Annotated in this window: 7 protein-coding genes; 3 read left to right on the top strand and 4 right to left on the bottom strand. The window is 54.1% G+C overall.

The genetic code is table 11. From position 1 onward, the window contains the following. Positions 1–12 precede the first annotated feature (12 nt). From CA54_RS17935 to CA54_RS17925, 3 genes are all read right to left on the bottom strand, one after another. A complete protein-coding gene (locus tag CA54_RS17935) occupies positions 13–1,530 on the bottom strand; it encodes a SpoVR family protein (RefSeq protein WP_146372176.1) in 1,518 nt (505 codons plus the stop codon). Positions 1,531–1,614: 84 nt separating this feature from the next. Next, positions 1,615–2,724 carry a DUF444 family protein gene (locus tag CA54_RS17930; RefSeq protein WP_146372175.1) on the bottom strand — a complete coding sequence of 370 codons (1,110 nt, stop codon included), beginning with the start codon at positions 2,722–2,724 and terminating at the stop codon, positions 1,615–1,617. Between the two features lie 260 nt (positions 2,725–2,984). Beyond that, on the bottom strand, positions 2,985–5,036 hold the full coding sequence (locus CA54_RS17925; RefSeq protein ID WP_146372174.1) for a PrkA family serine protein kinase: 2,052 nt from the start codon (positions 5,034–5,036) through the stop codon (positions 2,985–2,987). 738 nt (positions 5,037–5,774) lie between these two features. Between CA54_RS17925 and CA54_RS30195 the strand changes: the two genes are divergently transcribed. From CA54_RS30195 to CA54_RS17910, 3 genes are all read left to right on the top strand, one after another. Beyond that, positions 5,775–6,041, top strand: a complete 267-nt coding sequence (locus tag CA54_RS30195) for a carbon storage regulator (protein WP_146372173.1) — start codon at positions 5,775–5,777, stop codon at positions 6,039–6,041. 698 nt (positions 6,042–6,739) lie between these two features. Continuing rightward, entirely contained in the window at positions 6,740–11,302 is a 4,563-nt protein-coding gene (locus CA54_RS17915; RefSeq protein ID WP_197532541.1) for an outer membrane protein assembly factor BamB family protein, read from the top strand. 240 nt (positions 11,303–11,542) lie between these two features. After that, the gene (locus CA54_RS17910) at positions 11,543–12,772 is read left to right on the top strand and encodes a protein-L-isoaspartate(D-aspartate) O-methyltransferase (protein WP_146372171.1); all 1,230 of its coding nucleotides are present in this window, start codon (positions 11,543–11,545) and stop codon (positions 12,770–12,772) included. Between the two features lie 57 nt (positions 12,773–12,829). Here CA54_RS17910 and CA54_RS17905 read toward each other — a convergent pair whose 3' ends face one another. Next, positions 12,830–16,159 (bottom strand): hypothetical protein, encoded by a 3,330-nt coding sequence (locus tag CA54_RS17905; RefSeq protein WP_146372170.1) that lies wholly within the window; start codon positions 16,157–16,159, stop codon positions 12,830–12,832. Positions 16,160–16,167 lie beyond the last annotated feature (8 nt).

Here is a 16,167-nt window from a genome sequence, read left to right as displayed (position 1 = left end):
AACAGCAGGTTGTCAAGACTTGGGATTGCTCTCGTGTTCCGAACCGTCGAAGGAAAGGACGGTTGGTGTCTCGTCCACAACCGTTTCGATATGCACCGGTCGGGACCAAAGTTTTTCTAAGTTGACGAGCGTGTCTTCCGCATAGTCTTGTTTTAATTCCGTCCCTTGAAACCTGTGAAATAAGTAGAGTTCTCCTCGATTGCGATAGTTACCGTCGAGGACATGGATAAACGGACGACCGTGATTAGTCAGGTTGTTTAACAGTTGTTGTTTGATGGTATTGAATTCGCGGTCAGCAATTTCGTAGTAATTCGTATCTTCATTGTACCGATATTGAAAGAAATTCTGTTCGATACAAAATTCAGGTGTGAGAAAATTGTCGATAAACGTGACATCGTTGTGAACCCGGCGCACCTCGAAGATCTTTTCGCGGCCCTTGCCCAACTTCTGGTCCCACTTGGCCTTGTCGTGCATGTCGTCGCACGCTTCGTATTCCGGACCGAATTTTCCTTGGTCCCAGCGGCGTTCAATATCCTTGAACAGCTCGATGCCCAACTTATAAGGGTTGAGCCGATTGCGGCTGGTGGCCATGGTTCCGCTGTGGTGATCCGCGTACTCAATTACCTCGGCGTCGGTCAAACCGTGTGAGGTCATGATTTTGCTGTGCCAATAGCTGGCCCAGCCTTCGTTCATGATCTTGGTTTGTCCTTGCGGTAGAAAATAATACGCCTCGTTACGGATGATTGACAAGACGTCATGTTGCCAACTTTTTAGTGGGGCGTGTTCGAGCAAAAACAGCAGTACGTCGCGCTGGGGAGTATCGGGAAAAGAGCGGCTTTTCTCCTTGTTTTCCTGTGTTTTACGTTCTTCATCCGCTTCGGCTTGCAACACATCCGGCGGATTGATGTAGGGGTCCATGTACCCTTTTGAGGGGAATTTCCGGGTCGACTCTTGCGAATCCTCATCTTCGTTGTCCGGTTTCGGCGGAGCCTCTTCTTGTTGTTTTTTGACGTGCGGTAAATGCGAGTCGATCAAATCTTCTAACGACAAGCAGGCGTCGATAAATTGTTCGACCGTTTCACTTCCGTAGCGATCGACGTAGCGTTTCACGCGACTGGCGTGGTTGGCCATTTGGTCGAGCATCTTGCGATTCGTTGGCGAAAACCACGCATTGTTTTTGAAGAAATCGCAGTGGCCATACACGTGGGCGATGACCAGTTTTTGATCCGTGATTGAATTGCAAGAGAGCAGATAGGCGTAACAGGGATCGGTGTTGATCACCATTTCGTAAATTTTCTGCAGACCGTACGTATAGCCTTTCATCAATTCGTCGTATTGCGCGCCGAATCGCCAATGCGGATAGCGCGTGGGGAATCCGCCATAGGCGGCGATCATGCTCAGTTCTTCATAGCTCACGAACTCGAAGATCGTGTCATAAAAGTCCAAACCATAATTCGCCGCATGCGCCTCCATCTCGCACTGGATGGCGGCGATATTCGAGGGCAATGGTCGATGTGTGGAGACGGGCATGGATGATTTGGCTTTAGGCTGTTGTCCGTAGATTTATGAAAAACGTTCGTCGAGCAGGCTCCCGCCTGCCGGCACAACTCCTAGTCACTTCCCTTTTCCCAAAAACGACTTAATGGATTCGTAAATCGCTTCTTTATTTTCTATTTCCGAAAGAACCACGTTGTCGTGCTGTTCGCGCACGTCTTGAAGTTCACGAATGAACTCGCCCGAACCGTAGGGGCTTTCGACTTGGCCGTAACAGAACAAATTGCAGTGGGGGACGATGTTCTCGGTGAGGATCTCTAGGCAATCGCGGTTGTCTTCGCCCCAGTTGTCTCCATCGGAGAACTGAAAGACGTAAATATTCCAATCCGTGGGATTGAAGTCGCGTTGAATCAAACTCTGCACCACGTTGTAGGCTGAGGAAATTCTGGTCCCGCCGCTTTCACGCGTGTGATAAAACGTGTCTTCGTCGACTTCGCGAGCGACCGCATCATGGATTACATAACGCGTTTCGATGCCGTCGTATTGGTTTTGCAACCAAGTGTCGATCCAAAACGCTTCGATGCGGACGATTTCCTTTTGGTCGTCGGTCATCGATCCGGAGACGTCCATGACATAGATGACCGCTGCGTTGGTTTCTGGTTCATCGGTTGTCTTCCAACTGCGATACAACTGGTCGTCGCGCGTGGGGATGATGACTGGACGCTGCGGGTCGTAGTCATCCGACGCAATCAGCCGTCGCAGCGCTTTTTTATAGGTCCGTTTCAAATGCCGCAGGGAGTTGGGACCGGTCGTGCGAATGCTCGTGTAGCGGTCCTTCTTGGTGGTAATGTTGTTTTTGCCTTTGGGTTCGATACGGGGTAGTTCCAGTTCCTGCCCCAACATTTCCGCCAGCTCGTCCAAGGTGACTTCGACCTCGCGGATATGACCGCTGCCCGGTTGATCGCCGGCTTGGCCTTGTCCGTCCCCGTCGTCCTGCCCCCGTCCGATCGGTTGCCCGACGTCGCCGTCTCCTTGTCCCACTCCGCCGGCTCCTTTTTGGCCATGTTGAAAATGCGGGATTTCGATATTCGGGACGGGAATGCTGACATAGTCTCGACCTTTGCGGCCGATCATCTCTCCGTGTGTGATATATTTTCGCAACTGCCGACGGACTTTACCGCGCACAATATCCTTAAATCGCGATAAGTCTTGATCGATGTTGCGGGACATGAGTCGGCCTTGCGCGAAACTGCCTAGAACCAGTTTTAAAACCCGGTTGCGCTTGTTCTCGAAACGTTCAGATTAGTGTCAGTGAGACGCGACAGAGGGTTTTGAAACGACTTGTAGAGAAGATTGCCGCCGGTGAGGAGTCGTCTGACGACAATGGATTGGAGCGACCGGCGACGTGACCGAACGAGTCCGCCGCGAATACCGTAGGAGGACGGAACGGATATTCGCGGGAACTCATGAAAACTTATTGACTCGTACGGCTATTCGCTCTTGGCGTCGCCCCGAGCGAAAATACTCGCCACATACTGCAATACGTCGGTGGCCGATTCTTCGTTGTATCCAAAGTCACGGATCAGTCGGCCTTTGACGATGTCAATTTTGACCTGCGTGTCGGCATCGACCACATTGGACACCAAACTGGTGAGTTTGATCGTATCCTTCTGATCCTCGAATAGTTTCAGTTCCAACGCCTTTTGCAAACGTTCATTCGTTTTGTAATCAAACTGCTTGCCGTCCAACGACAGAGCGCCGATGTAGTTCATAATTTCCCGGCGGAAGTCGTCTTTGCGAGTGTCGGGAATATCGATCCGTTCTTCGATGGATCGCATCAGACGTTCGTCCGGTTCTTCGGACTGGCCGGTGAACTTGTTTTTGACGGTCTCTTTTTGGGTATAAGCTTTGACATTGTCGATATAGTTCGAGCACAGCCGCCCCAATGACTCTTCGTCAGCGGCGATGGCGCGTTGAACTTCATTTTTGACGATGTCGGTATATTCTTCCTTAACGACGGCTATCAAATGCCGATAATTTTCACGAATCTCCTCGTTGGGGATCAGCGAATGATGCTTCAACCCCGCTTCGAGTTCGTTGAGAATCATGAACGGATTCAGACTCGTGGCCGCGCCGTTGGCGACCAAGGCATTTGAGACCTTATCCTGAACATAACGCGGGGAGATCCCGTTTAGTCCTTCGGACTTGGCCTCGTTCCGCAGGTGTTCGATGTTGTCGAGCGTGAAGCCCGGTAGCGACTTGCCGTTGTACAACTTCAATTTCTGCATCAACGTCAGGCCGGCGTTTTTCGGTTCTTCTAAGCGGGACAACACCGCCCACATCGCTGCGATTTCTAATGTGTGCGGCGCAATGTGTTTGCCGCGAACACGTTTGGTATTGTAGTCCTTCTCGTAGATGCGGATTTCTTCGGAGAGTTTGGTCACGTACGGAATATCGATTTTCACCGTCCGGTCGCGCAGGGCTTCCATGAACTCGTTGGACTGCAATTTGCGATATTCCGGTTCGTTGGTATGCCCAATGATCACCGTGTCGATGTCGGTCTGAGCGAACTTCTTCGGCTTGATCTTGTGTTCTTGGGACGCACCTAACAGGTCGTATAAGAAGGCAACGTCCAGTTTCAGGACTTCGATAAACTCGATTAAGCCACGATTGGCGACGTTGAACTCGCCGTCGAAATTGAAGGCGCGGGGATCGCTTTCGCTGCCGTATTCGGCAATTTTGCGATAGTTGATGTCACCGGTCAGTTCCGTCGAGTCTTGATTCTTCTCATCCTTGGGCTGGAACGTTCCAATTCCGATACGGTCTTGTTCTGAAAGAATCACGCGGCGAATCGTTATGTCTTTAACAACCCGCGTCCAATCGCCGTCGTATTTCTCAAGACGTTGATTGAACATAAACCTGCACAACGGACAGAGATCGCCGTTGATCTCCACTGTGTGGCGATCCCCCTCGCCATCATTCTCGGCGTTGAGGAATTCCAGCAATTCGCCGCGGTCACTGTTGGGAATCAGGTGCAACGGTTCTTCCCGCATAGGACACCACGTAATGTCCTCGCCCTCTTCGCCTTTCCAACCAAACGAATAGAGCGCTCCCTCATCGGATTCGCTATAACGTTCGACGCCCCGTTTAAGCAAACGAGCGATGGTACTTTTGGAACTTCCCACAGGGCCGTGCAACAAGAGCACACGGCGTTCGCTGCCGTATTTCTTGGCGGCGCTTTGAAAGACGTTCACCAGTTCCATCAGCGGCTTGGTGAGCCCAAAGATGGCATCGCGGCCGTCGTTCTCGGGGTCGTCAAAGAACTTGTAGCGGATGCGGCCTTCTTTGCTGCCTTCAACCGGATAGGTTCCGTAGGAAAGCACCAAATCGTAGAGTCGCTGCCAACCGGTGCGTGTGACGTACGGTTTTTCGCGGACGATGTCGAGGTACTCTTGAAAAGAGCCTTGCCAGTGTTCCTGGCGGTAGACCTCGGGATTTTGTCGCTGTGATATGCGATCCAGGATCGAGTCGCTGTGTACCATAGTGGACCTCCTTCCGTAGCAGCAGTTCACTGAAATGTGAATCGCTTGTGGCCCCGTGGAGTCTTCCGTGTACGTGCGTGTCCAAAATATCTTAGCGCAGCAAGAACGACCTCACTCGCAAATGAAATGCGTGATTGCGGTGAAGAAGTTGCTGACCGTCCATGGTCGACTACCAAATTTTAAATACTGGGGATACGGGACCTAAGGTGAAACCGGTGACAGGCATAGCGTCGAGGATTTCCACCGCCAAGCGGCGGGTGTGTAAACAGTAATCTAATTATCAATCAACACTCGCATCCTTGCAATACCTGTTTTGAGCTAAGACAACGAATGTGGACCTGTCCGCCATCACACAAAAACGCGCAACAACCTTGCTGGGTGCAACTTAAGGAGCCTCCTCTTGTTGCAATTCATGCACTGGCTAAAAATGTAACTGTCGAAGTGGCCCGGATTGGACATTCACACCTGACGGCGGAAATGAGGCGTACGAAGACGAATTTGGCCATGTCGCACTTTAGTGCGACACAGTGGAGTGCGTCGCAGGAAGATGCATTGTTTGATTTGCATTTTTCGAGAAAATCCCCATCGTCGTAATTTTGACTAATACGTCGTTTAGAAAACGACACTGACCCAGCTATCACCGACCGGCCCAAACGGAATGCAATCGTCGACCTCCCGTAATCGGCGAAAACCTAGAGGGGCAACGGCTGGCTGTGATTATCCTCAGGAGGGAACGTTATGTTGGTTCTTGGACGCAAAGTAGGCGAAAAAATCTTCATTGGCGAAAACGTTTGTGTGACCGTCTTAGAAGTCAAAGGGGATCGCATTCGACTTGGGTTTGAAGCGGGCAAAGAGATCCCGATTCATCGCGCTGAGGTGGTTCAGCAACAACAGGAATTTGAGTTGGATCCCCCCTGTGCTGATGGCAAACATCGCGGTCGTGTCGATGCTCGCAACAGTGATTGCCGCAAAAATGTGCACGGAGCGACTTGCACGGCGTCATAATCGAGACGTCTTAAAACAGTCGTCGCGTTGTGAATAAATTTTTCTAAAACGAAAGGGATTGGAGTCCGCACCAGCTGCAGGGGCTTGTTTACTAAAGGAATTAATTTTGATTAACCCCCCGGTTCATTCGGGGGGTTTTTTGTTTGATGAGGAGATTTGTTGATCGGCAAACACCGTAAATTGGCGCAACTGACTTGTGAGATAAATAGAGGGGCGAAGTGAATTTCCTCGACAAAAGCCGTGAATAATGGGGGTTCGCAGAACTCCCCTTCGAGAAAATCGTGGTTTCGCGTATACTTCTGGCCTATACTTGTCATAGCCATTTCAAACACACACATCGTCCCGTTGTTGAAACGTTCGGCAATCCGGTCCTTACTGAATCCATCAAGTCACACCTACGAAACTGATTACGGAGCGATCGGCGATGACTGTTGCCGCAGGCTCCGTTCCGCCTTGCGCTTGCCCTTACATTTGGAACTATGCCGTTAAAAGGCACAGTTGTTGCTCATCAACAAAGCACACCAGCACATTGATTTCACTATGCGACAAAATTGTTATGCCGGCGTTTAATTTGCACCTAGGATTATAATGAAACTGACTCGCTGGATTTTTGGGTTTCTGCGCACGAAGCGTTGAAAACCTCTCTAGAGAGATGCGTCTCTTGTCTTCGCCTCCTGAAAGGGGAAGCCATGCATCGCATGCGTGTCAAATCTGTTCCGCTTGTGGCGACATGCTTCGCCGCCGGCGCGGTCTTATTTTTCTCGTCAGCCGAAATGGGCATGATGCTCTCGGCCGAGGACGGAGTCCAGGTTCAGCGGGTGGCGCGACTACCTGCGAATGCCGCCGACATACCGCGCGAGATCTCTCCAGCCGAAGCGCAACAACAGCGCGCGGCACTGCGGCAATTTGTGTTTCGCAACCGCGAATTGCGATTGTGGATCGATACCGCTCAGCAGCTAATGACCGCCGGACGAAACGACGAAGCGCTGGCGCAACTGCAACGCGTGTGGGAACACAACGAGGACAGTTTCCTCTACGACCCCAGCCAAGCAGATCCCCGCAGTGCACGCAGGGAGGCGGAACAGTCGTTTGAACGGCTCGCTGTCTCCATTTGGCGGCGCTACGAAATTCTGTTCGGTCCGGTCGCTCAACATCACTTGCAAAAAGCAGTTCAAGACGGCAACGTGCAGTCGGTCCAAAAAGTGAGTCGCGACTACTTCTATACCGATGCCGGATTTCAGGCAACGAATCGCTTAGCCACCTGGTGGGCGGATCACGGTAACTATGACGCAGCGGCGCGGTGTTGGGACCGCGTGTTCGAAAGTCGCGTGCACGCACGGCGGATTGGACAAGTCCATCGCGTCAAGGCGGCCATCGCGTTTCGCCGCAGCGGGCACCTCCAACGCGCTGAGGAAATCCTGGAAGGAGCTGGAATCGTCGCTGCCAGCGGGATGGATTCCCAGAGCCTTGTTGATAATATGCTGACGCACGCCGCATACGACGGCGAAACCACTCCGCAGGTCTCCCTGTGGCCGATGGTCATGGGCACTCCCAGTCGTATTGCCAACCACGACGGCAGTTCGCCCTACTTACGACCGCTGTGGCAACATGCATTTTTCAATCGCAAAACGGCAACGACGGTCGAAGTCGATGTCAACGAGAAGATCTCCAAGTGGTCCAAAAATCAACGCGAAAACGGACAGCCGATCGCGATTGCGCATTACCCAATCGCCGTCGGAAACCAAGTCGTGCTGCGGGATCGCCAAGGCATTCAGTCGCTCGATTCGCAAACGGGAGCCACGCGCTGGCATTTCGCCTGCGAATCGTCGCTCACGAAGATCAAACATGCCAAGAGTCGCGGAAAACGGTCGGACTGGAACTGGCTGTTGGCCGGCAATGCCAGTTGGGGCATGCTGTCCAGCGACGGGCAACACGTTTTTGCTATCGACGAATTAGAATTGAGCTGGAATCCACCACGAGTGATCGGTGGAAAAGTTGTCGAGGATCCAAGTGGGGATCGAAGAAAGTCGAACCGTTTGATTGCGCTGCCCGTGCAGTCGGACGGCTTGGTGAAGTCGCCGACATGGTCGGTTGGCGGAGTGGAATCGGAAGCAAAAACCACAACCACGGATCGCTTGGCAGGACATTTTTTCCTAGGCGCGCCGCTCCCTTTACACGGGCGGTTGTTCGTGGTTTCCGAATACCGGCATCAAGTCAAATTGACCGCCTTGGATCCAAGCAGCGGTGAGGTGGATTGGTCGCAGGGAATCGCCCTGGTGGATATGTCGATTGACCAGGATCGCCACCGTTACGCGCTCCCCTGCACACCCTCCTATGCGCAAGGCGTTCTCGTCTGTCCGACGCAGCTGGGCGTCGTCGTCGGCGTGGATGAAACGACCGGATCGCTACTCTGGGTTTATTACTACGGCGACCTGCTGCCGAAAAAACAATTCGGCAGCATGCCGTTTCGGCGGCATACTCCGCACGGGTACGTCGGATATCCCGATTTGCCGTTGATCGCCGATGGCAATGTGATCACCATGCCGCGGCAGTCGAATTTTATTCATTGCATCGATTTAGCAAACGGCGAACGGAACTGGCGTGTGCCTCGGGATGACAGTGAATACGTTGCCACCATTGATCGGGAAACGATCCTGGTCGTGGGACGCCACAAATGCCGCGGCCTGGATCTTGCAACCGGCGAAGTCCGCTGGGAAGTCAGGACCGGCATGTGCTCCGGACGCGGGGTGCAACTGGGCGACGAATACATTTTGCCGCTCGCGAACGGGACGGTCGCCAATCTGAACATTGCTACCGGCCAAAAAACGGGACTATCGACCATTTTGGCCAAGGATGCGATCGGCAATCTCGCCGTTCATGATGACATTATCTATTCCCTGGTGCATGATCGGTTGACGGCGTTTCCCCAGACGGAACCGCATCTTCGCGAATTGACCGCGCGCATCGGTCGGCAGGAAGCGTCCGCTACGGATTTGTTGCAAGCGGGTGAGTTGGAATTGATTCTCGGACGATTGGAATCTTCGAAGCGGCACCTACGGTCGGCGCTGCGTGAGGAAATGCCGGTCGATCGGGTTGAGGATGCGGAATCGTTGTTGTGGGAAGCATTGTACTTGCAGTTGCATTCGCCTTCGACCGAAGAACCGGTGCTGTTGGCGGAGTTGAGCGAAGTGACGCACTCTCCCATGCAGCGCGCCCGCTATTTGGTGCACAAAGGGGAATATGAACTTCGCGAACAGCATTTTGAAGAGGCAGTCGATGCGGCACTGCAATTTGCGGATTTGGGTTTGAACGAACCGGTTCCTTTGGGCACGGACAAAACCCATCTCGTCACACAAGCCTCGTGGGTTCCCTATTTCTTTAGCCGCATGTGGAGCCAAGCCGATCCTGAAACTGCGGGGTGGATCGGATCTCAGATCGCCCAACGTTTAGATACCGCGCTGTCACAGCGACGTATTAAACCGCTACGGCGATTCTTGGCGAATTTTGCGAACTTTGAAGAAGCCGATCGCGCACGTTTGTTATTGGCGGAATTGGAGTTGGCTGAAGGACGATTCCAGACCGCTGAGTTACTACTCAACAAATGCCGTCGTGACGGCGACTATTCCATTGCCGCGACTGCCACGTGGGCGCTGGCCCAACTGTATGCCGATCGTCACCTGTACACCAAGTCGGCGGAAATGGCGCGGGACTTGGGGGAACATTTTGCCCGTGAAGAGGTCGCACCGGGATTAACCGGTGCACAAGCCATTCGGCAACTTGGCGGCCGTGACCGCACATTCCAAGCTGCGCTTTCACCACGACGAGCGACTGCGGAAATTACGGGAGTCGGGATCAGCGAAGACCGTTCCCCACAATTTGAACTGGAAAACGTCTATTCCAATTTCTGGCGTCCGCTCAACGTACCGTATGATTGCGGTTTTGATTTACGCCCCACGGGCAAACGACGTCCAAGTACGGATTTGTGGCAGGTGCATCGCGAACTGGGAATGGCCGTGGGCGTTCTGCGGTTACCGAAGGGAGCGGTTGCTCCGTCTGCCGGTGCGGTGAATCAAGCCTTCTCCGGACATTTCTTCGCGGCGGGAAGCCACGAAGGGGGAGCGATGCATGGTGTGTCGCTGTTGAATCCAGCACAGCCGATCGGGAAAGATCCATTGCAACCTGCTGAGAAAACCGTTTCGTGGACAACAGTAGCGGCCGGCGCCTCGGAAAACGTGGGGACCATCCTGCCCGGTCCGGCTGGGTTTTCTTTCGTTGCCTTTCAATCGCCGCAAAAGTTGCTGGTCCTCGATCCGGCCACGGGCAAGGTCCGTTGGCAGCGGAATGATATTCAACCTAGCGGAGGTTTGATGGCCGATCGGGAGCATGGGCTCTTCGGCGACGAAGATGTGCTGGTGATGATGGGCCGCGACAAAAAATCATTCACCGTCTATGAGACGGCCACCGGACGAGAACTGCGCCAAGGGACGCTTGAGATCGAGCTAACCCAACAGCGAAAACTGTTTGGACGCAATTTTCTGCATGTCGCCCAAGAAGGAGAGATCCGTTACCTGCGGTTGTGGGATCCGTTGACCGACGAATTCCTTTGTAATGAACCGATTCTGTCTACGACAGCGACGCGATCAAATCGTAATCCGCTCATCGTCCCGGTCTCCTATTCAACCAGCTTTGCCTTTCTCTGCCAGCAGACGGGGGGACTGCGCATTATCGACGGCATGACCGGCCGCGTCGAATTGGATGTTCCGCTTACGGCGGAAGAAGCGAGCGGAATTCGGCATCTCTCGATTTTCCAGGACGAACACCGCATCTACGTGAATATGCAACGGCATGTTCGCGGGGCATGGCAGGCGAATTCCTTCGCAGGAGAGACCTACCTACCCCACACACGGATCAACGGCGAGTTACAAGTCTATCGGCGTAGGGATGGAGAGTTGTTGTGGACGCGAGGGATTCCGCAATGCGTGATTCCCCGCATCGACGACTTCCAGGAACCGGTGCTCGTGACGTTAAGCCGCGTCAACTGGCGGGGCCAGTTCTTCCTGCAAGTGGCCGCCTATCACGCCGATACGGGGAAACTGCTCGGCCGTCGCCGCGATATTCTTTCGCATCGCATCGTCCAGGCTACCTTTGATCCCCATAACCGGCGGTTGGAGCTGCGAAGCCTCAAAAACCGGATAACCCTGCAACTCCGCAACCAGCCGGCGCTGGATAGCGACGCGTTGCAGATCGCCGAGCGACCGTAATACACGTCTCGTTCGGGGGGAATACTGCGGATGAGGGACACAATACAAGCCCCTGGAATGCGTGCCACAAAAATAGGCAGAATTGCCGTCCGGAGGGAAACTCGCGGTTCCCGCCGCCCGCTTTGCGCCGTAAAATGAGGGTTGGGCCATCTTGATGCGCATCGAAGTCCTTGACGCGGGCGTTCCGCGGCTTAAGTCCTTCTCAACGATGAGAGTTACGATTCTCGGGGAACCCAAACCATGCTCGTCCTGACTGATTTTGGGAAACGATTTGGAATCACCTTGGCTGTCTGCTTAATCGCGACCCTGCCCTTGCGGGGCGTGGCGAAAGACACACCCGCATTTCGTCAACTCCGATTGAAGATGGTGAAAAACGTCGTTGCACGCGACGGGATCACCGACGAAGCAGTCTTGTCGGCGATTAAGGCCGTACCGCGGCACGAGTTTGTGCGAACGTCGCTACAGAAACTCGCCTACTACGATCAGGCATTGCCGATCGGATTTAAACAAACGATTTCGCCGCCGTTTGTCGTCTCTTACATGACGCAGACTATCGAGCCTAAACCGTCGGATCGCGTGTTAGAAATCGGCACCGGCAGCGGGTACCAAGCGGCGGTGTTAGCGGAAATTGTGGAGCATGTGTATACGATCGAAATCGTTGAGTCGCTGGGGAAATCTGCCGCGCGGCGATTGAAACGATTGGGTTACGACAATGTGACCGCCAAAGTGGGCGACGGATACCGAGGCTGGGAGGGGCATGCCCCGTTTGACAAGATCATCGTCACCTGTTCGCCGGAAGACGTTCCTCAAAAACTGATTGATCAACTGCGAGACGGCGGCAAGATGATCATTCCCCTGGGCGAGCGACATCAACAGGTGTTCTATCTCTTCGAAAAACAAGAGGGTAAGTTGGTCAAGCAACAGTTGATCCCCACGTTATTCGTTCCCATGACGGGCAAAGCGGAGGATGAGCGCCAGGTCCAACCTGATCCGTTGCGTCCTCGAATCGTCAACGGGGGTTTCGAGGCGGCTGGAAACGAAGAGGATCGCGCCGAGGGTTGGCATTATCAACGGCAAAACCAACGGATTTCGGTCCAAGCGCCTGAGGGGAAGGCGTATATGCAATTCCAGAACGATACGCCGGGACGCGGGTCGCAAATTCTACAAGGCTTCGCCATCGACGGCAGCGAGATCTCGCACCTGGACATCAGTTTGTTCGTACAACTCGACGCGGGACGCAAAGGGCCGTTGCAGTACGAATTGCCGGCGATTTATGTTTACTTCTACGATCAATCGCGCCAGGTGGTCGGCGACGCCGTTGTTGGACCTTGGACCGGCACGTTTCCGTGGAAGGAAGTCCGCGAAACCGTCAAAGTACCCCGGCATGCTACAGAAGCCATTCTTCGTGTTGGCCTGAATGGCGGGCTCGGCACACTGTGTGTGGATGATATCCGGATCGCCCCCCGATAAGCTTAGGCAGCGATACCGCACTGGGTTGCCGCTGTTGGCTCCGCTTTGAGGACCGACTTAACGGCGTGGTTGAATGCGGCTGCGGTTGGCGTTGGTCGGACGCTGCGTCGGTTGCTGCGGTCCGAGAATCCCCAGCAGGCTCCGTCCCAGACCGTCCAATCGGGGGATGACGGATTGATTAATCTTCGGGTCTGAGGTCGTGCCGGTTACCTTGACGTAGACCCAATTTTCAGTCAGGCCGGCGGCAAGATTCCCCACGATTGGCACGGGTAGCTTGTTCCGCGGCTGGGTGGAGTAGAAGTCGAGATCGAGCGCGCCATCAGACTGCCGCATCCGCCCACGTCCTCGCAAACTGATGGCGTCCCCGGCTAAATCGATCTGTTGGAAGAAGTATTCATGCTTCGTGGATTCGAATTTGACAAACGCACGATCGAATGCCGTCTTGTCCGGCGGCAGAAAACTTAAAGCCTTGGTCATCTGTAGAATCACTGGCAATTCATAGAGCGCCGCCGGATTGATACTGATGTTTCCCCGACCACGAAAGCTATTGGGATCAGACCCACGTCCCTCAAATACGACGTTGCCGTTGATCACGCCGCGCAACTGCTTTTGTTTGGGGGCGTACCGTTCGGTATACCGTTCCACGCGGCCTTCTTTGATATGGATTTTAATTTTATACGCATTGTTTTCGTCCAAGGTGGCGATGCCATCGAGGACTAATTTGCCGCCGATGAACTTAGCTGTAACGCGGTCCTGGTCGTCGGGCGCCGTCGGTCCCACGGCGGCCTTTTCGTCGCTGGCGACGGCCCGCGAACCGATGATAAATTGTTCGTTTTGGAAATACATCGGACCGGCGATATCTGTTAATTGATAACCATCGATCGTCACCGAATCTAAATCGAGCCAACCTGTCCCCATAATCGCTTCGCCGTTCCATTCCCCATTCAGATTGACGCGGCCGAACAGGTCATCCAGGCCGACCCCTGCGGTGATCGAAGTACCTGAATGGTAAATGTCGATGTCCCATTTGGCTGTGACCATCATTTCACGCGGCCCGGGGGTGCCTCGTAGAGCAAGACGCCCGTTGGCCGAGATATTATGTCCTCGCGGGTCGGTCGCCTCAAAGAATGCCCTCAAGGTGTTCGGCAAGGCTTTGCGGAATCGATTTCCCGTGTCGAGATCGTCAATCGTCAATTTGTCTAAGCTGACATGCCATTCGCCGTGCGGATAGTATTCGCCGCTCCCCCGCAATTCGATGGTTTTGTCGTCACCATGCTTGGCGGTGAGTCCGGTGATGATGATGTCCCGTTGATTCAAATTCGGATCTGGGTTGTTTATGACGGAGACACGGCCGGTTACGTCGTGGAACGGAAAGGGGAAAGAACGGAGTTTGATGGAATCATTTTTGAGATCCAACTGGTGGATGTCCACAACAGGAATCGTGCCGGGCGTCCAGCGGATATGGGAGTCGATGTCGAATCGGCCTTGCGGTTCGAATTCTCTTGTCAACTGTTGCATTGCCTCCGGCAGAGCGTAGTACAACTCTTCGGATTCAAACGACGCATTTTTAGCGACGAGTCGCATGTCCAACAGACCGCCGTCTCGCTTGATGAAACTGCCCCCTCCCCAAACTTGGGTGGTGCCGTGCGTGGCAGTCATGCGCTCGAATGTCCAATCCTCAGCATCCCATTCCATCAGTCCGTTGACGTCTCTCAGTTCATAGGGGAATTGGACGCAGGTCACCGCGCCGTCGAGCAACTTTCCTTTTAGATGCGGCTGGTGTTTGTGTCCCGGTCCCGGCGGACGGTATAACGTCACGTCGGCGTCGATGGTGCCGCGAAGGTTCAATTGGTGAATCGCCTTCTGGGCGGGCGGACTACAGGCGTTGATGAGTTTGCCATCAATGGGCAAACCCGTGACGTGAATATCGATCGTCGATTCCGCCAACGGGCCGGGGTGCCGTACGTCAGCGGCAATGGTGATCGGCCGGTCTCCTGCCATGCCATTCACATTGGCTGTCAGCAACGGCCCATCTTGAATCACCCAACCGTTCATGTCTGTCACGGGATAGGGGAATTTGACATGCTGCATCGTACCGTCTTTGATCGTCACCCGCGAACTGTGCTTCCAACTATTGACGCGGTCGTATTCCAATTGGGCAGCCACATCAATTCGGCCGCCGGGACGAGTGTCGTCGTAATACTTTTTCCATGAGGTGGGCAGCCGGCTCCGCAGGCGGGTGTCGACTGGCAGGTCATTGATGGCGATGTCGATTTTCACCGGGGCATCTGCTTCTTGAAACGCCCAGTTGCCATCGACGGTGAGGTTGGTACTCCCGTTGCGGGCGGTTAGTGCTTGGGCATTGATCCGCGTATTATTGACGAAGATGTTTCCTCCCAGGTCGAGCAATTCAAACGGCAAAAACACGCTTTGCAGCCGGCCTTCGGAAATGGCGATCTTTGCGCCGTATTGCACCGGTGCGCCCTGTTCCCATTGTTTGACCTGAAACGTGATTTCGGTTTTTGCGTTCAACCGCGCGGCGAGCAAGATCCGATCCGCCATCGCATCAAACCCGTCAGTCGCCTTGCGATCGTCGAGTTGCGCCACCTGGTCCGCATCCGGAGCGGCGAGCGAGTCGCGCTTGGAGGCCAACAATTGGCTTGTCTGTTCGTCTAGCTTGCGAACTTGTTTCGGAAAAAATCCCGCGAGTTCTTTGGCCAAATCGGCATCGAGTTGCAACTCTTGGATCGCGCCGTTCGCCTCCCAGGTTTTGGCGACCAGGTCGAACTCGCCGTTCAATTGCATTGCCCCGGCTTTATCCAATTGGAAATCGGATTTGATGCGATAACGTTTTTTGCCGGTCGGTGTCAGTTCCAGATTCACGTCGCGCAGCGTCATTGCTGGAGAGAGCTGTCCGTCTTCATGCGTGACGCGGAGGGTGATTGCCCCCTGCTCTACGAAGATCTCAGGTTGCGATTTTGACTCGGGCGGCGGTTGGATTCCCTCAAGGTTCCAACGTCCTGCACGATCGCGGACTAATTCCAACTCAGGTCGCAGCAAGCGGACCTGTTGAATCACGACTTCTTGGTCGGCCAGACGGCTCCGGTCCAAAACCACGATAGTTTCGGGGAGCAGCACGGCGGGCCGACGGTTTTCCGGGTTCTTGAGCGTCAGGTCGTAGACTCGTACCCGTCCCCACAGGTCGATGCGGGCTTCGGGGATTTCGGCCTGCCAATCGGGCGCTGCGGCGGCCAGTTTTTCTAGCAGCGTCGCGCGCACGAGCTCATCGCTTTGCGATAAAAACCAATAGGCGTACCCGCCCCCGCCCGCAACGACGAATACGAGCAGTACGAAAATCCACGTACAGGTTTTGCGAATGGCTGCCATCCTTGACT

The sequence above is a fragment of the Symmachiella macrocystis genome (genome assembly GCF_007860075.1).
In the GTDB taxonomy this organism is placed as follows: domain Bacteria; phylum Planctomycetota; class Planctomycetia; order Planctomycetales; family Planctomycetaceae; genus Symmachiella; species Symmachiella macrocystis.
This window is presented reverse-complemented; position numbering and strand designations above follow the sequence as displayed.